A 16661-nucleotide genomic window follows, 5' to 3' on the forward strand; every position below is an offset into this window, starting at 1 on the left:
TCTAAGCAAGCTCTCACGATCAATGAGGTATCGTTTTACCGCTTTGATTTTATCTTCAATTGTAAATTTAGCCAAAGAAAAGCACCTCCAAATGTTAGACTGTGTCTAATATTTGGGGTGCACTTCATATGCGGCTGCTTTTTATTATGCATCGCTAGTTTCCCGCAGTTGCTTCGGAGACATGCCGATTTTCTTTCGAAAGACTTTATTCAAGTAATTCGCATTTCGGTAGCCGCACTGTATGGCGATTTCTTCAATCGAATATTTCGTTGTTTTCAGTAAAGTTTCCGCCTTTTCTAAACGAATATTGGTTAAATAGTGAATCGGTGTGAAGCCAGTTGCCTTTTTGAATTCCCTCGTAAAATGACTTTTGGATAAACATGCAGCAGCTGCCATATCGTCAGGGCCGATTTCCTCATGAAAATGATGGCTTGCAAACAAGGCCGCTTGGACGATGGGCTCAGGCCATTTTTCCATTTGTCTCTCAAGCTTTGGCAAATATGAATAAAGTTCCATGACAAATTGATAAGCAAGGCTAGACCCCTCAAATGGATTGGTGATCCGTCTTTCACTGGCTTCATCATAAATTTTCTTTAGCAGGCGGATCGGTTTGGAATTTGGATGAAAACGCATGACCTGCTTTCCTTGATCCATAAATTGATCAAAGCAAAGATCGCAGGCTTCCCCGTAAAGGATCAAATACATAAATTCCCAATTGTCACTGCCTTCTGGAAAATAGTATTGATAGGCACTTGGGCATTTCACCAGAAAGGCCTGTCTCGGCAATACTTTGAAACGCTTCTGTCCAATTTCAATCATGCCATGTCCAGACAGTGTGAGTTGAAAGATGCACTTGCCCTGATCCTTCCGCTCTACGCCATTCCAGCTGTATAACGAAGATGACTGAACTTCCCAGCCAACAGACCATATTTGCGCCGGCAATGTGACATCAGAATGGTGAAAACGAAATGCAAATGCTTCCTTCTTCAAATCGGAAATCTCCCTTCACAGCAAAAAACAACCTTTTTCTATTTTGAACCATCGTACACCTCATATCACATCGTACCATTGGCAGCAAAAAAAGGGTACTTTTAACGTTTTTTACCATCTAACATCTGAAGTTGAGGCCACTAAAATAAGATTATCAGAAAAGAAAAGGGGATTGGATATGATCGATACGTTACGAGCGGCCCCTGAAAGCAGTATATTTTCTGAAAGATGATAAAATGGTAGAACTAGGCCCTCTCATGAAGGTATCTCATCTTTCTTTAAATAATGATAATGAAGTGACTGGACTTGAACTAGATGTACTTGCAGAAACCGCTTGGCGTCACCCTGGGACGATTGGTTTCCTTATGACAGATGCGGGCTTTGGCGGCTGCACAAGAGAATTAACGAAGGAGGAACTTTGATGACAATTTTAGTTTGTGGAGGAGCAGGTTTCATTGGCAGTCATGCGGTAGCGGCTCTTTTAGCTAAAGGAGAACAAGTGGTGATTGTTGATAATTTACAGACAGGTCATAAAGAAGCTGTTGTAGAGGGAGCTGTATTAGAAGAGGGAGATTTAAGAGATCAATCTTTTTTAAGACAGGTTTTTCAAACGAATGAGATTGAAGCGGTCATGCACTTTGCTGCAGATTCACTTGTTGGTGAGAGTGTAAAGGAACCGTTAAAGTACTATGACAATAATGTCGGAGGGGCAACTGCTTTACTTCAGGTGATGAATGAATTTGATGTGAAGAACATCGTGTTTTCTTCAACAGCAGCTACATATGGAGAACCAAAGCGTGTACCAATCGTTGAAATAGATGAGACGACCCCAACGAATCCTTATGGAGAAACGAAATTAGCGATTGAAAGAATGTTGAAGTGGTCTGAGCAGGCTTATGGCATTGAATACGTTGTACTTCGTTATTTTAACGTAGCTGGTGCTCATACAGAAGGGCTTGTCGGTGAAGATCATCAGCCAGAGACACATCTGATTCCAATTATTCTCCAAGTAGCTTTAGGGAAACGTGATCAGATCATGATTTATGGGGATGATTATGAGACAGAGGATGGCACTTGCATTAGAGATTATATTCATGTGATGGATTTAGTTGAGGCGCACATCTTAGCGGTTGATCGTCTGCGTCAAGGAAAAGGAAGTGCGACGTATAACTTAGGGAATGGCACAGGCTTTTCGGTGAAGCAGGTAGTAGAAGCGGCAAGAGAAGTGACGGGTCATGCCATCCCAGCACAGGTGGCAAAAAGACGGGCGGGAGATCCGGCAAAGCTGATTGCTTCTTCTGAAAAGGCGCTGCAAGAATTGGGATGGAAGCCTCAATATGCAGACCTCCAGACAATCATTCAAAGCGCGTGGCATTGGTTTCAGAAACATCCAGAAGGCTACCAGGCAGGCAAGAGGGGTACAGAGGGAATGGAGATGGATATTTTCGGAAATATGGAACAGACTGATTCAATACAGGATAGATAAGGAGCTTATAACGCCACTAGGTATTGATTATACGAGAAATCGACTGCATGAGGTACTCGGACTCGATGACGCTGAAGCGAGAACGGTCTCAGGTGGAAGACATATTAATGCAAATGCTGGATTGGGCAGTAGTCTCATTCCTGAGGGGCAGATACGAATCGTGATTTACTAGATGCAAAAATCATGGGCTGTTTGGTGGCGCCTTCAAGTGTCATCTATGCGATGTTTGAAGAGAAACATCATCTTGAAGGACCAAAGGCCGCCACAAGCTGGTTCTATGAAATGCAGGAAATGGAAGAAAAACAGCTCGACGGTATCCGGATTTAAAAAGCGAAAAAACTATACCAAGGAGCGTGTAAAAACGGGCTTTGTAACTAGAGAGATCATTACAGTTCCCGAGGAAATTCACTTCATCAAGTGTTCACCTGGAATCCTTCATTGCCTGGATAAAAATCAGAGGATACGATCATAGTAGAGAGAGAGAATAATCGCTTTTTAACCTATACGGGCAAGTAGACGTACATGAACATCGAACATGAAGGGAACATTTATAGATGAACTGACATATTGGTGAGGGAGGAATAAATGCAGAATGCCGGCGTTAAGCCGGCTTTTTATTGGAAGTCTTTAGTGAAATTCCCATTTATCGCCATTACCAATTTTTACAGCGCATAGGCTGAGGATCGATACTTTTTTCTTATCAACTTGCGTTAAAATGAGTAAGATTTTTGTTAAATGTGGGGTTACCTATGTTGGCATTATTCACCTAGATAAAATTATATTAAGTTAAATTGAAATTCCACCAAATTTTTTTATTGTGGTAAACCTAATTTGACAGAGTTATTTATTGTATGCCCTTTTCCTTCTAATCTCAACTTTTCAAATTTCTAGAAATTTATTGTTTATGCAATAATATAAATTTATGTCGAATTTATGACATTTTAATAGAAATCAGTTGAAAATTAAATGAACTTTTGAAAAAAGGGAAGCTAACTCCTACAGATTTTGATAGCATGAAAAAGGGAAGAAAAGTTTTCGAAGGCAGATGGTTTTTCACAATTATTCAGCAATTTATACATTATTTAAGGAAGGATGGTGATCTTCTTGTTCAGAGCCATTAAACCTATGCTTTTATTAGCGATGCTCGTGAGTGTTTTTGTATTAGGAGGTTGTAGCAATATCGCTGTTTTAGATCCTAAAGGACCAGTCGCAGCACAACAAAAAGACTTAATCCTTTTATCTATCGGATTCATGCTCTTTATCATTGGTGCGGTATTTATACTGTTTACCATCATTTTGGTTAAATATCGTGAGCGTAAGGACGTTGGAAACGCCTCTTATAATCCAGACCTACACGGCAATACGCTTTTAGAAGTTGTCTGGACAGTGATCCCAATATTAATCGTTGCTGCCCTTTCAGTTCCAACAGTAAAAACAATTTACTCTTTGGAAGAGGCACCTAAAGCAACAAGTCATAAAGATCCACTTGTCGTTTATGCTACAGCAGTTGATTGGAAATGGATTTTTAGTTACCCAGAGGAAAATATTGAAACAGTGAACTACTTAAACATTCCAAAAGATCAGCCGATTTTATTCAAAATCACTTCCGCTGATACAATGGCATCACTATGGATTCCTCGGCTAGGCGGGCAGAAATATGCGATGGCTGGAATGGAAATGGAACAGTATCTTCAAGCTGATAAAGTAGGCACATACGAAGGAAGAAATGCCAACTTCACAGGCGAGGGCTTTGCTCAGCAAAAATTCAAAGTCAATTCGATGACGCAGTCTGACTATGATAAATGGGTAAATAAAACGAAAAAAGAAGCACCAAAGTTAACCAAGAAAACGTATGATTACTTGATGCTTCCTGATGGTGCAGATGTGCAGACATTCTCATCAACACACTTATCTTTTGCGAAGCATGGAGAAGATTCGGAATATGCACTCCAAGCACGCAAACGTTTAGGTTACCAATCAGTTTCTCCGCATTCTAAAACAGATCCTTTCGAGAATGTGAAGAACTATAAAAGAAAACTAGAAACAGAATAAACTGACTAAAGAAAGGAGGAGGCCGTTATGCATTTAAAATGGGATGAGTTTTTTGTAACTGGAGACCCATTAATTCTTGGTGCGCAAATTTCTATCGCTCTTACTTCCATTGCCATTGTTTTTGTTTTAACCTACTTCAAAAAGTGGAAATGGCTCTGGAAAGAATGGTTAACATCAGTTGATCATAAAAAGTTAGGGATCATGTATATCCTTGCTGCTGTGATTATGTTCTTCCGCGGTGGGGTAGACGGACTGATGATGCGCACACAGCTGGCGCTTCCTAATAATACGTTTTTAGATTCCAACCACTATAATGAAATCTTTACAACACATGGTACGATTATGATTCTCTTCATGGCGATGCCATTTTTAATTGGTTTAATCAATGTTGTTGTGCCTCTTCAAATTGGCGCACGTGACGTTGCATTTCCGTATTTGAATAACCTTAGCTTCTGGACATTTATGGTCGGAGCGATGCTGTTCAACATTTCCTTCGTTATTGGAGGATCACCAAGTGCAGGCTGGACTAGTTACATGCCGCTCGCCGGAAATGACTTCTCACCAGGACCTGGACAGAACTACTACTTGCTCGGACTCCAAATTGCAGGTATTGGTACACTGATGACTGGTATTAACTTCATGGTGACCATCTTAAAAATGCGTACAAAAGGTATGACGCTTATGCGTATGCCAATGTTTACATGGACAACATTGATTACGTCTGTCATTATCGTTTTCGCATTCCCTGTTTTAACAGTTGCTTTAGCACTTATGACATTTGATCGTTTATTCGGTTCTGCATTCTTTACTCTCGAAGCAGGCGGTATGCCAATGCTTTGGGCGAACCTTTTCTGGATTTGGGGACATCCTGAGGTATATATTGTTATCTTACCTGCTTTCGGTATTTTCTCAGAAATCTTTGCGACGTTCTCAAGAAAGCAGTTGTTTGGTTACAAAGCGATGGTAGTATCGATTGTGGCAATCTCTGTTCTTAGCTTCATTGTGTGGGTTCACCACTTCTTTACAATGGGGAACAGTGCAGCGGTTAACTCATTCTTCTCGATCACAACAATGGCGATATCTGTACCAACAGGTGTCAAAATCTTTAACTGGCTCTTTACGATGTATCGAGGCCGTATCAGTTTTACATCACCAATGCTTTGGGCACTTGGTTTCATCCCGAACTTCGTGATCGGTGGTGTAACTGGGGTTATGCTTGCGATGGCAGCTGCGGATTACCAGTACCATAACACGTACTTCCTAGTATCCCACTTCCACTATGTATTAATCGCAGGTACTGTATTTGCTTGCTTTGCTGGTCTTGTTTTCTGGTATCCAAAAATGTTTGGCTACAAGTTAAACGAAAGAATCGGCAAATGGTTCTTCTGGGTATTCATGATCGGATTCAATATCTGTTTCTTCCCGCAGTACTTCTTAGGACTGCAAGGAATGCCAAGACGAATTTATACGTACGGACCAGAGGATGGTTGGACTGCACTAAACTTTATTTCAACAATTGGTGCATTCATGATGGGTATCGGATTCATCATCCTTTGCTATAACATTTACTACAGCTGGAGACATGCGAAACGTGAAGTGTCTGGAGACAGCTGGGGAGAAGGACGTACACTTGACTGGGCGACGTCTTCTGCCATTCCGCCGCATTATAACTTTGCAGCACTTCCAGAAGTGACAGCACCAGATGCATTCCATCATTGGAAGCAAAACAATGTAGATGTTCATCCTGAAAAAGAATTCAAAAAAATTCACATGCCGCACAATTCAGGCAGACCACTGATCATGTCTGTATTCTTCGGAATCGGTGCATTCGGTCTTGTATTTGAATGGTACTGGATTGGCGTAATCGGCTTAATCGGTGTATTCGCAACAATGATTTTACGTTCATTCGAATATGACGATGGCTACTATATTCCTGTTGAAGAAGTGATTGAAACAGAGAAAAAGAATAAGGAGGCGCAGGAGTAATGGGACATAATGATAGCAGCTATGCAAATGCACCGCTTGAATATCAGTCTGAAACGGGACGTTTAAACATCCTTGGTTTCTGGATATTCCTTGGTGCGGAAATCGTGTTGTTCTCAACACTTTTTGCGACCTATTTTGTTCTTCATGGCAGAACAGCTGGTGGCGTTTTACCAGCTGAGCTATTTGATATGAAGCTTGTATTAATCATGACATTCTTGCTATTGGTAAGTTCATTTACATGTGGGATTGCCGTTCATGAAATGCGCCGTGGAAGTACAAAAGGAGTTGTCATTTGGACGATTCTTACACTGCTTCTAGGTGCTGGCTTCGTTGGCTTTGAGATTTATGAATTCTTCCATTATGTACATGAGGGTGCAAGCATCCATACAAGTGCGTATTGGTCTGCATTCTTTGTCCTTTTAGGAACTCACGGATTACACGTATCGATCGGTATCTTCTGGATTACCGGTATCTTGTTCCAAATTAAAAAACGTGGATTAACTCCACAAACAGCAGCGAAGATCTTTATCTCAAGTCTATACTGGCATTTCCTTGATGTTGTATGGATTTTCATCTTCACAGCTGTGTACTTGATCGGATTAGGGGGGCTTTTGTGATATGGTTGGAAAAACACATTCCTCAGCAGAGCACGAACACTTCCCTTGGAAACACGTAGTCGGCTTCTTCTTATCCATTGTGCTAACAATCTTAGCATTTTGGATTGCCATTGGAGCTGAAATTGGCAGTGCCGCAAAACTATGGATTATCTTTGGTTTTGCATTCATTCAAGCATTCTTGCAGCTATTCATGTTTATGCACATGACAGAAAGTGAGAACGGGACTGTTCAAGTCGGAAATACCTTGTTTGGCCTATTCTGTGCAATTATCTTCGTCATCGGATCTGTTTGGATTTTCGCGGCTCACTACCACCACGGTGAAAACAGCAAAGACGGATATTCACCGTCTGCGCCAAAACAGTCTGAGCATTCAGGTCATTAATAAAAAACCACTCATCTATGAAAGATGAGTGGTTTTTAAAATGATTGTGTATAACGCTTCCAATTGGTGGTGCGATATCTATCTGCTGCTGAGTCTTTTGCGAATGAATGGAAGACCATAGATGAGGAACGCTGCAATATGAGCAAGAATCACGTTAATGGCAAAGAACGCAATCATGAAGGTATGTCCTGTTGGAGATAAACTACTTGTCATGTAAAGACCGAAGAAAATCCACATAATCAAAATGGGTGGAATAGATGCCAATGCAATTTTTCTGTTTTCTAGCCATAAAAACAGGGGTGTAGCTGTTGCAATACATAGGTACGCAAAAAACATATCCATCGTATCCAACTCCTTTGTAAGTTGATGTTCAAATCAAATGAGAGGTCAGGATGCAATTGTGTCTGTTTTCAGGATATATTGTGAACTTTTTGTTACAATGATTATACCACAATTGACTATGAAGTAAACCCAACCATTGGAAAATAGGCCTTATTCCACAGAAAATGGTTTTTTCTTCATGCATCAGTCTACCTTATGCTGGCTTCATGTTTGCTTGTCCTATCATCACATAAGTCATTGTATTTTCCCCTTGAAATCTGTAAAATAATCTTTTTAAAGGACTTGTGATCGGTGAAATGAGAGAAAGGTGTTTTTCCCCATTTTTAGAATGAAAAGTATTTCATTTTTTGAAAATTGAAATGGAACTTTTCGGATGTATCTTCCGTCATATTTAAGGTGAGTTGCTTTTGTGAAAATTTCAATCTAATATGAATAAGGCTAATATAAATAAGGGCTTTTATGTTTTGTAATAAGGGTGGTTAGTTCATGAACAAGCAGAATACATCTCCTTACTATCAGGGAGATTTGATTTTTATATTTCTAGCCTTCTTTTCGATCAGTGTCATTGCCATTTATGCTGCAGGTCAATTTGGGCAGTACGGATCTAATGCATGGACCAGACAGATCATTTACTACATGGTCGGGGTCATATGTATTGTAGCCATTAATTACTTTGACCTGGAGCAATTAGAAAAGCTGAGCTTATATATTTTTATAGGCGGCATTATGCTGTTAATCCTTCTTAAAATCGCACCTGCACAAATTGCTGGTCATGACTTTGCGCCAATTAAAAATGGTGCAAAAAGTTGGTTTGTGTTACCGGGAATCGGAACATTTCAGCCTTCAGAGTTCATGAAAATTGGATTGATTATGATGCTCGCATCTGTCATTGGGAAGGCAACCCCTAGAGGTAAACGGACATTAGAAGATGATATTTTTCTTCTATTAAAAATTGCCGGGGTATCTGCTGTACCAGTTGGACTCATCTTTTTGCAGGATGCAGGTACGGCTGCAGTATGTATGTTTATTGTAATGGTCATGGTATTTTTGTCAGGGATCAATTGGAAGTTGATCTCTCTCATCGGTTCAGTGGTTGTGCTATTAGCTGCCGCGGTGTTAGCTGTCATCATTCTATTCCCTGATTTCGCGCAAAAAATTGGAATTCAGCAATACCAAATCAACCGGATTACGGCCTGGCTCCCTGACAGTTCTAGTTCAGCCAACCAAGCGCAGACACAGGATGCATCTGGGTCTGATAAATATCAAGTGGATCAAGCCATTATGGCCATTGGTGCAGGTCAAATTTTTGGAAATGGCATTAAAAATTTAAAAGTCTATGTCCCAGAAGCACAAACAGATATGATTTTCTCCATTATAGGAGAAGCCTTTGGCTTTGTGGGCTGTGCATTTGTTGTGATTATGTTTTTCTTCCTGATCTACCGGCTTGTCGTGCTGATCGACCGTATTCATCCTTATAGCCGATTTGCGTCATTTTTCTGTGTAGGATATACAGCAATGATTGTGATCCATACATTCCAGAATATAGGGATGAACATAGGCGTGATGCCTGTAACAGGGATTCCACTCTTATTTATCAGCTTCGGGGGAAGCTCAATTTTATCTGTTTTAATTGGATTCGGTATTGCGTATAATGCAAGTGTTCAATTAACCAAATATCAAAGTTATTTATTTAAATAAAATGGGGAAGGGGCAGTCTAACACAGACTGTCTTTTTTGTGCAGTTCTAATTCTTGAAAGGCGATCTATCTTTGTCTTATGATAGAAGGAGTGAAGGAGGTCTTCTAATTGAACCAAACGATAGAAACCATATTAAATCATCGGTCCATCCGTTCGTTTACAGACGAGCGTCTGACTAAGGAAGAGGTGCTGTTACTTGTGAAAAGTGCACAGGCTGCTTCGACATCAAGCTATGTGCAGGCGTATAGCATCATTGGTGTAACAGATCAGGAGAAAAAGGACAAGCTTGCTGAACTAGCAGGGAATCAGCCATATGTTGAGAAGAATGGGCAACTCTTTGTCTTCTGTGCAGACCTGAAACGTCACGATTACATCGCTCAAAAAGCAGGGAAGAACCATCAAGAAGCACTTGAGAATACGGAAGCTTTTCTTATTAGTGTGATTGATGCGGCTTTAGCTGCGCAAAATGTCAGTGTAGCAGCAGAATCAATGGGACTTGGCATCTGCTATATCGGCGGACTGCGTAATGAGCTGAAAGAAGTCTCTGAATTACTTGAAACACCTTCCTATGTGCTTCCGTTATTCGGTCTAGTTGTAGGGCATCCAGCCAATCAATCATCACAAAAGGAACGGCTCCCAATTGAACTGATTTATCATGAAAATTCATATGAGCAAGATGAAGCACATGTGGATCGTTATTTAAAAGAATACGATGAACGCATTTCAGCATATTATGAAGAACGAACAAACGGCGAAAGGAAAGATACTTGGTCTGAGCAGATGATTCGACGCTTCAGCAATCCCAAACGAGCCTACCTTAGCGAATTTGTCAAAGAGAAGGGTTTTAATCGAAAATAAATAGGACATCCCCCTTTCTATCATAGCATCACTTTTCAAACTGGCTTGCAGGATCGAGTCCAGAGGTGCTTCTCGGCCATTTATCAGCCGTTACGCCACACATACGCATTGGCTCAGGCGGAATCATTCTTCCCCACTTCGGTGTCTGTAAAGTTGCAGAGAACTTCAGAGTTCTCCAAGCATTAGCTCTGGACAGAATAGACCTTGGGTTTGGCGTGCTCCTGGAGGAATGCCGATCTCTTCCATTGCACTCATCATGGAGAACGAAAGCGCCTTGGTGATCAATATCCTGAGCAGGTAGAAGACATGCTTGATGAAAAGGATGAGGCTGTTTCGCGTGTAAAAAGGTAATCAAGGTGTTCGTCAGAAAAACAGTAGTAAAAAAGAAACAATCCATAAGAATATCAACATCAATCTCTTTTTCCTCCATATATGATAGAAAAGCCTTGATGAGCTTATCCGCTCATACAAGGCTTTTTATGTGATTCTTATTTATTCAAGGTAAATTTCGAAAGGTTCTTTCGTTTGAACGGTATCTGATTTTCCTTTCAGGCTCGCATACGCAAGCATTGTATATTCACCAGCTTCTAGCTTTTGACCTTGATTGATGGTGCCATTCCATTTCAATCGCTGCTCTCCTTTATCAACATGTTGATAAACACCTGCTTCGCCTAAATACTCTCCATCCGTAGAATAGACGAGGAATGCGAGATTTTCAGCACCGCCAGGGAGATAGCTGCTAATGACATAGCTTCCAGCACGGTTGTCCGGTTCTACGGAAACAGAAGTGACGCGTGGGTAATCAGGCTCTTTCACAATCAGTAAAGTAGGAATTTCAGTGACCTTTCTGCCATTTTCGCGAATCGTGATACTGCCTTGGTACGTTCCTTTTTTGGTTTTTGCGTAATTCACTTGTACCGAGGAAGTAAAAGATTTAGTAGAATTACCTTTCACTGTGATTTTTTTCGTTCCGTTTGGATTGATGCCGTTGCCATCGAACTTGTAATCAAGGGTATAGGTTTTTGGTGTTCTTGAAAGGTTTTCTACTTTGAATTTCTTCGTTTTGATTTGAATGCCCTTTTCTTTTAAGAAAGTGCCGTAAGAATAGCTGGCATCAGAAACGATAGAAGACGCTTGAAGTGATTCGATGATTCGAACACTTCCTGTTCCCTGTGTGTTGTGAGGGAATGGATTGCCATTTGCGTCAGACAGTTTTTCCGCTGTATTCATTAGCAATGCTTTGATTTGTTCAGTAGAGTACGAAGGGTTTGCTTGCTTAATAATCGCTGCTACTCCTGCCACATGTGGAGATGCCATGCTTGTTCCTTGCTTAGAGCCATATCCATACGGCTGAGAAGGATCATGAGTCGGGATTGTACTCACAATGCTAACACCAGGTGCTGATAGATCAGGCTTAATCATCCACGTATCCACAACAGGCCCGCGAGATGAGAAGTCAGCTATTTGCTCACGTAGTTCTTTGACAAATTGAATGGAGAAAGTCGTTGTATTATTTCCAGCCTTAATGGCTTTAACGAGTGCTGTTCCCTCAGCTTTTGAAAGCTTAATCGTAGGAAGAGCAAGACCCGGTACATCAACTGGAATTTCTCCATCGGTATTGTTATACATTACAACGCCGATCGCACCAGCGGCTTTTGCATTTTCCACTTTATCAACAAAGGCGATGGCTCCGCGTTCAATCACCGCAACCTTTCCTTTGACATCGATGTTTTCAAATGCTTTTTCGTCACCGATACCCGCTTGGACGAGTGAGACTTGTTCTTGGTCAAGTGCTTTTAAATCACTTTCTTGGTAGTAGCCCATGATTTTTGCAGTAGAATAGGAAGGGAATTTCACGTTGTATAGACTGTACGGAAGCTGAGTAGCTCCGACAGAAATGGCATCTCTTGACGTACCAGGAGAACCGACTGACCAGTTGTTCGGACCGCTGTTCCCATTTGATGTGACAGCGACAACGCCTTCAGACATGGCCCAATCCAGTGCAATACTTGTAGCATAATCAGGGTTATTGACACTGTTTCCAAGAGATAGGTTCATGACATCTGCGCCATCAGTGACAGCTCGGTCAATACCAGCAAGTACATTTTCAGTAGTTCCAGAACCACCTGGTCCGAGTACACGATATGCAAGAAGGGTGGCATCCTTTGCGACACCTTTAATTTGTCCATTCGCCGCAATTGTTCCTGCCACGTGTGTACCGTGATCTGTGGATTGGCCTCTAGGGTCTCCTTTAGGCGTCTCTTGTGGAGAATAATCTTGATCGACAAAATCATAGCCTTTGTATAAACCGAAGTTTCCTTTTAAATCAGGGTGGGTATAGTCTACTCCAGTATCAATGACAGCGACTTTTACCCCTTTTCCAGAATAGCCTGCATCCCATGCTTTTGGTGCACCGATAAATGGAGCGCTCTTATCCATAAGGGGAGAGACATCCTCATTTGGGAGCTGAACACTTTCTTTTTTCACTTCATCTGTTTTATATGTAACATCCGGGTAAACTGCTTTTACTCCGTCAACTGCGAGCAGCTTCGGGATTTCGTTTGCAGGAAGTTTCATAGAGAAACCAGAGAAGACCTTTTCATATTCTTGACGAACGCTCGCTTTATCTACCTTTTTGAGTGCTGCGTTCTTTACTTTTGTTCGAGATCTTTTAAGAGAGGCTTTCGTTTGTGCTTCGCCTTCTTGTTTGGATACAACTAAGGGTTTTTTCTTTAATTCAACAATGATAGTGGTGTGTTTTTTAGAGTTGACATTGATTTCACCGAAGATTTCTGCTTTTTCCAGTTCCACCTGCTTGTTAGATGGAGCGGCAGTAGCGTGTTGCCCTGAAAAGAATGTGGATAAAATAAAAAAAGTGGAGAACAATAGAACAGAAGAACGAGAGATTCCTTTTTTCAATTAATTTTCCCCTTTCTAGCAGTTTTTAGGGAGATAGCCTTTCTTTTTGTGAATAAATAGGAAAGATTCACTGCCCGTTATTAAGTATTCAATACGATGAAAACAATTCCTTTACTAAAATGGACTTATTTTACAAAGTTATAAAGAAGTATTTTGTTTATAAAGTCACACACAGTAAGTTATTGATAACTTGATTATTCAGATGTTTATATGGAAAACAAACAAAATCACATACACTAAATCTAGTGAGAGGGTGTTGATATGTGGATAAACCCTATTGGTAAGGTGTGCTTATCCTTGTGATAGTGTGTGTATAATTTTTTAGTGAAACATCATGCAACGTGATGAACTTCTGCACTTTTCAACAAAACTTCTGAAAACTAGTTGGTTTTTTCACCCAGATTGTGACAAACATCGCTTTTTTCTCGGGATATGATAGGAGCAGTTGTTTTGCTAGAGTTGCTAGATTCTAAGAAAAGCGGGGGATGTTCAGTGAAGAGATGGAAGAACTGGTTGAGTGTATGGTTTGGTTTCATAATGAATGTGCTTGTGAATCCCGGTGTGAGGATGAAGCAGCAAGGGTTTAAAGCGGCCATAGTGGATGTTGGATTCTTTCAAGTAGTGAAAGAGAGACAGCAAGAGAAGCTGGCAGAGGGAAATAAGAAGAAGTGCGGGGCGGAAATCGAGTTTCATCAAAGTCTGTTAATGCGATATGAGAAGACGACGAGAGAGGCGCGTGCTGGTCCACTCTTACCTTTACAGAAGAGGTGAAACAGGGTAAAAACCCCACATAAGAAACGTTATCTTGTGGGAGAGGATACCCCTTAAAGATATATAATATATTGAATAACAATGCAGTGGGAGTAAAGGAGGGAGATCAGGAGAAAATTGTGATGGTGCCCTGAATTGCTTTTCAGAAGGGAAAAATGACGTCGTTCCCGTTCAAAAATTAGAGAAAATATTTGTAGTTCGTGAGGAAAATGAGAAATTCAAACAAATTCTTGCGACATTGCCGGAAGCGCATATTGAGGTGGCAGATGATCAGCTATGCAGAGGGTGAAATCATGATGCCGCTCAGTGATCATATCCACATATCACTGACAGACCATTTATCCTTCGCATATAATAAATTGCTTGGTGAGATCAAAGTCTTATATAGGCAGAATAAGAAATTGGAAAGTATGCCATTCGTTATGTACAGGAGCGTTGGGGTTGAACTGCCGGACGATGAGGCAGGATATGTGGCACTTCATATTCATACGGCCAAATGAATATGGAGTCCATGAAGAAGGCGGTCAAATACACAACGATGATCAAAGAAATGATCGAGCATATTGAAAGCTATTTTGAGCCTCGATTGATGAGGATAGCATTTCCTATCAGCGGCTTGTGACACATTTGAGGTATGCATTAGGCAGGTTGGAATTGAATGAAGCATTTCAAATCATGGATGATGACATGCTGATTTTTATCCAAACAAAGTATGATTTGGCTTACCAGTGTGCGCTTGGACTCGCTGATGTGTTAAAAAATCAATATGGACTTCATCTCCCTGAATCGGAGATCGGCTACATCACGCTGCATGTCCAGCGTCTGCAGGATGCCGAATTGGTTTAATGTTGTGCCTGTTCGCAGGCTTTTTTTTATGCATACGACTCTTCTTAGTGTATATGGGTCAAAATATAAAAAGGTTGAGACCGGTCTTACCTCTGATGCGTTAGACAATTGGACAATTCAGGGCATCATAACAAGCAGTGGAAAAAGCGGATTAGGGGATTTTGGATATATATGCTTATTCAAAAGCAAGTAAGTGATCTTCAAACGATGTGGACAATGAACAAGAGCATGTATTTCATATTAAGCATTCTGTTCAATCCATTCCTGTAGTGCTATATTTGTGCGGCTGCCCGTATCATTTAAAATAGAAATTAGAGAGATCGATTCGAAGATTAATCAAGAAATTTGTGAAGTGGAAATAGAGGAATTACAGGACCTTCATAATTTTATCGATGCTTCATCGATTGAGATTTTTGTAAACGGAGGCCGAGAAGTATTTACCACATGTAATTTTCCTTCCCCGGGAAATAAATCAATCTCGATTAGTAGCAAAGCCTAAACTGAAGACATGGCATTTACAAAAAGAAGCAGGTCGTTGATTTGCTTCTTTCTAGTGAGATCAGCCTGTATCTTAGAGCCTATAGAGCGTAGAATCAAGGGTTGCCTCAGGTGGTGAGAAGCGGTTTGATGACGTTTTGCATATATGATACCAGGTTGAATTATGGTATCATTTTAAAATATATACAGCTGAGGCTGACGTTTATTCAAATGCGGTAGGACAAAAAGGGGTTGTTTACTTGAATTCAAAACAGCAACCGACGACTAGAAAACGCTTGAAGACAATGGCAGATCATGTTGAAGATAAACGTGAAGAATATAAAGAAATGCTGATTCAAGTCCAATCTATTCTCGGTGAACCTTCTTTAGAGCAGGAAGAATTAAAAGAGAAGCTGTCAGATACGTATAAACATATGAAAGAATATGCCTTATTTGTTGAATCCATTGAAGCCTTTATTCGAAAAATGGCGAAAGAATCGGATCAGCAAAAGTAGTAAAGCCAGATTGCGAGTGATGTAGATATGTCTTAGCTTAAATACAGGAGAAAAGAAATAACACAAGAAGACAATGATTTGAGTCCTGTTTATTTAGGCTTTCAGTTCATGCTGTTGCCCTTGGTGTTTCATTCTCGACATCACCTTTCAAAAAAATCCTAGAATTGATAGAGTCAGTACTTTTATATACTTATGAGTGTAGCAATCATAGAGGTTATGGGAAGGAAACATCAAAAACATACGAAGTTCTAACTCTAATTTAAAAAACGGAACTTTATATAAATGACATTTTTTTGTTTCTAAAAATAAAAAAAAGGAATCTCATTAGATACCTTGAATTCGTTTTTCCATTATATGGTTATGTTCCCCTCAGTAGCCAGTTGCTGGTTTTACCCCCAAAAGTTAGTTTGTTTACTCTAACTTTTGGGTTGTGGCATTTTATATAAGGTCTCTTTACTAAGGTAGTAGTTTTTGGATTGTCAACACTAAACTAGACAGCTTTTTTAAGGTTCCTAGACTTGTATTCAACTGGACTTAAATAGCCCAAAGTCCCATGGATTCTGATGTGGTTGTACCAGTGCACATAATCAAAAAGTTCAAAATGGGCATGATTCACAAATTCAGTTTTAATAACCTTAAACATCGCTTCAGCGACGGCATTATCATAAGGTGACCCTTTGAAGCTTAAGGAGCGTTTGATTTGAAAGGTTTTTAAGGCCTCA

At 40.4% G+C, this 16661-nt stretch carries 15 protein-coding genes and 3 pseudogenes; 14 read left to right on the top strand and 4 right to left on the bottom strand.

The window, feature by feature from the left end:
- Positions 1-144 precede the first annotated feature (144 nt).
- A complete protein-coding gene (locus WAX46_RS13815; RefSeq protein WP_336494217.1) occupies positions 145-990 on the bottom strand; it encodes an AraC family transcriptional regulator in 846 nt (281 codons plus the stop codon).
- 236 nt (positions 991-1226) lie between these two features.
- On the opposite strand from WAX46_RS13815, the gene WAX46_RS13820 reads away from it, so the two are divergent.
- The 7 genes and pseudogenes from WAX46_RS13820 to qoxD all read left to right on the top strand — a co-directional run bounded on the left by WAX46_RS13820 (position 1227) and on the right by qoxD (position 7513).
- Entirely contained in the window at positions 1227-1412 is a 186-nt protein-coding gene (locus WAX46_RS13820) for a hypothetical protein (protein ID WP_226569188.1), read from the top strand.
- A pseudogene (galE, locus tag WAX46_RS13825) lies at positions 1412-2398 on the top strand (UDP-glucose 4-epimerase GalE); the annotation flags it as partial. The gene WAX46_RS13820 and the pseudogene galE, both read left to right, overlap by 1 nt.
- Before the next feature lie 261 nt (positions 2399-2659).
- Positions 2660-2803, top strand: a complete 144-nt coding sequence (locus WAX46_RS13830) for a hypothetical protein (RefSeq protein ID WP_336494218.1) — start codon at positions 2660-2662, stop codon at positions 2801-2803.
- Between the two features lie 768 nt (positions 2804-3571).
- Complete coding sequence (gene qoxA / locus WAX46_RS13835) at positions 3572-4528, top strand: cytochrome aa3 quinol oxidase subunit II (RefSeq protein WP_336494224.1); 957 nt, start codon at positions 3572-3574, stop codon at positions 4526-4528.
- 27 nt (positions 4529-4555) lie between these two features.
- Positions 4556-6514 carry a cytochrome aa3 quinol oxidase subunit I gene (gene qoxB / locus WAX46_RS13840; protein ID WP_336494219.1) on the top strand — a complete coding sequence of 653 codons (1959 nt, stop codon included), beginning with the start codon at positions 4556-4558 and terminating at the stop codon, positions 6512-6514.
- Entirely contained in the window at positions 6514-7131 is a 618-nt protein-coding gene (gene qoxC, locus WAX46_RS13845) for a cytochrome aa3 quinol oxidase subunit III (RefSeq protein WP_095409857.1), read from the top strand. Before qoxB ends, qoxC begins: the two co-directional genes overlap by 1 nt.
- 1 nt (position 7132) lies before the next feature.
- The gene (qoxD, locus tag WAX46_RS13850) at positions 7133-7513 is read left to right on the top strand and encodes a cytochrome aa3 quinol oxidase subunit IV (protein WP_336494220.1); all 381 of its coding nucleotides are present in this window, start codon (positions 7133-7135) and stop codon (positions 7511-7513) included.
- Between the two features lie 78 nt (positions 7514-7591).
- Here qoxD and WAX46_RS13855 read toward each other — a convergent pair whose 3' ends face one another.
- Complete coding sequence (locus tag WAX46_RS13855) at positions 7592-7855, bottom strand: spore morphogenesis/germination protein YwcE (RefSeq protein WP_226569198.1); 264 nt, start codon at positions 7853-7855, stop codon at positions 7592-7594.
- A 486-nt stretch (positions 7856-8341) separates the two neighbouring features.
- On the opposite strand from WAX46_RS13855, the gene WAX46_RS13860 reads away from it, so the two are divergent.
- From WAX46_RS13860 to WAX46_RS13870, 3 genes and pseudogenes are all read left to right on the top strand, one after another.
- Positions 8342-9553 (top strand): FtsW/RodA/SpoVE family cell cycle protein, encoded by a 1212-nt coding sequence (locus WAX46_RS13860; RefSeq protein ID WP_226569200.1) that lies wholly within the window; start codon positions 8342-8344, stop codon positions 9551-9553.
- Between the two features lie 108 nt (positions 9554-9661).
- The gene (nfsA, locus tag WAX46_RS13865) at positions 9662-10411 is read left to right on the top strand and encodes an oxygen-insensitive NADPH nitroreductase (RefSeq protein WP_226569202.1); all 750 of its coding nucleotides are present in this window, start codon (positions 9662-9664) and stop codon (positions 10409-10411) included.
- Between the two features lie 26 nt (positions 10412-10437).
- A pseudogene (locus WAX46_RS13870) lies at positions 10438-10720 on the top strand (LLM class flavin-dependent oxidoreductase); the annotation flags it as partial.
- A gap of 183 nt (positions 10721-10903) precedes the next feature.
- On the opposite strand, the gene WAX46_RS13875 reads toward WAX46_RS13870, so the two are convergent.
- Positions 10904-13330, bottom strand: coding sequence for a S8 family peptidase (locus WAX46_RS13875; RefSeq protein WP_336494221.1), 2427 nt, complete (start codon positions 13328-13330; stop codon positions 10904-10906).
- 450 nt (positions 13331-13780) lie between these two features.
- On the opposite strand from WAX46_RS13875, the gene WAX46_RS13880 reads away from it, so the two are divergent.
- The 4 genes and pseudogenes from WAX46_RS13880 to WAX46_RS13895 all read left to right on the top strand — a co-directional run bounded on the left by WAX46_RS13880 (position 13781) and on the right by WAX46_RS13895 (position 15939).
- Positions 13781-14101, top strand: a complete 321-nt coding sequence (locus WAX46_RS13880; RefSeq protein WP_226569206.1) for a hypothetical protein — start codon at positions 13781-13783, stop codon at positions 14099-14101.
- 122 nt (positions 14102-14223) lie between these two features.
- A pseudogene (locus WAX46_RS13885) lies at positions 14224-14947 on the top strand (BglG family transcription antiterminator).
- A gap of 352 nt (positions 14948-15299) precedes the next feature.
- A complete protein-coding gene (locus tag WAX46_RS13890) occupies positions 15300-15446 on the top strand; it encodes a GH32 C-terminal domain-containing protein (protein WP_226569208.1) in 147 nt (48 codons plus the stop codon).
- Positions 15447-15684: 238 nt separating this feature from the next.
- The gene (locus WAX46_RS13895; RefSeq protein WP_336494222.1) at positions 15685-15939 is read left to right on the top strand and encodes a hypothetical protein; all 255 of its coding nucleotides are present in this window, start codon (positions 15685-15687) and stop codon (positions 15937-15939) included.
- A 490-nt stretch (positions 15940-16429) separates the two neighbouring features.
- On the opposite strand, the gene WAX46_RS13900 is transcribed toward WAX46_RS13895, so the two are convergent.
- Positions 16430-16661 (bottom strand): IS3 family transposase (locus tag WAX46_RS13900; RefSeq protein WP_336494223.1); only part of this gene is annotated, 232 nt, incomplete at its 5' end.

Origin of the sequence: Bacillus sp. FJAT-53060, assembly GCF_037104745.1 — a bacterium.
Lineage (GTDB): Bacteria > Bacillota > Bacilli > Bacillales > Bacillaceae > Bacillus > Bacillus stratosphericus_B.

What these genes read in the sequence shown, in the direction of transcription:
- WAX46_RS13820 (WP_226569188.1), top strand. Translation starts at nt 1,227, where the DNA reads ATGGTAGAACTAGGCCCTCTCATGAAGGTATCTCATCTTTCTTTAAAT.
- WAX46_RS13830 (WP_336494218.1), top strand. Translation starts at nt 2,660, where the DNA reads ATGGGCTGTTTGGTGGCGCCTTCAAGTGTCATCTATGCGATGTTTGAA.
- qoxB (WP_336494219.1), top strand. Translation starts at nt 4,556, where the DNA reads ATGCATTTAAAATGGGATGAGTTTTTTGTAACTGGAGACCCATTAATT.
- qoxC (WP_095409857.1), top strand. Translation starts at nt 6,514, where the DNA reads ATGGGACATAATGATAGCAGCTATGCAAATGCACCGCTTGAATATCAG.
- qoxD (WP_336494220.1), top strand. Translation starts at nt 7,133, where the DNA reads ATGGTTGGAAAAACACATTCCTCAGCAGAGCACGAACACTTCCCTTGG.
- WAX46_RS13855 (WP_226569198.1), bottom strand. Translation starts at nt 7,855, where the DNA reads ATGGATATGTTTTTTGCGTACCTATGTATTGCAACAGCTACACCCCTG.
- WAX46_RS13860 (WP_226569200.1), top strand. Translation starts at nt 8,342, where the DNA reads ATGAACAAGCAGAATACATCTCCTTACTATCAGGGAGATTTGATTTTT.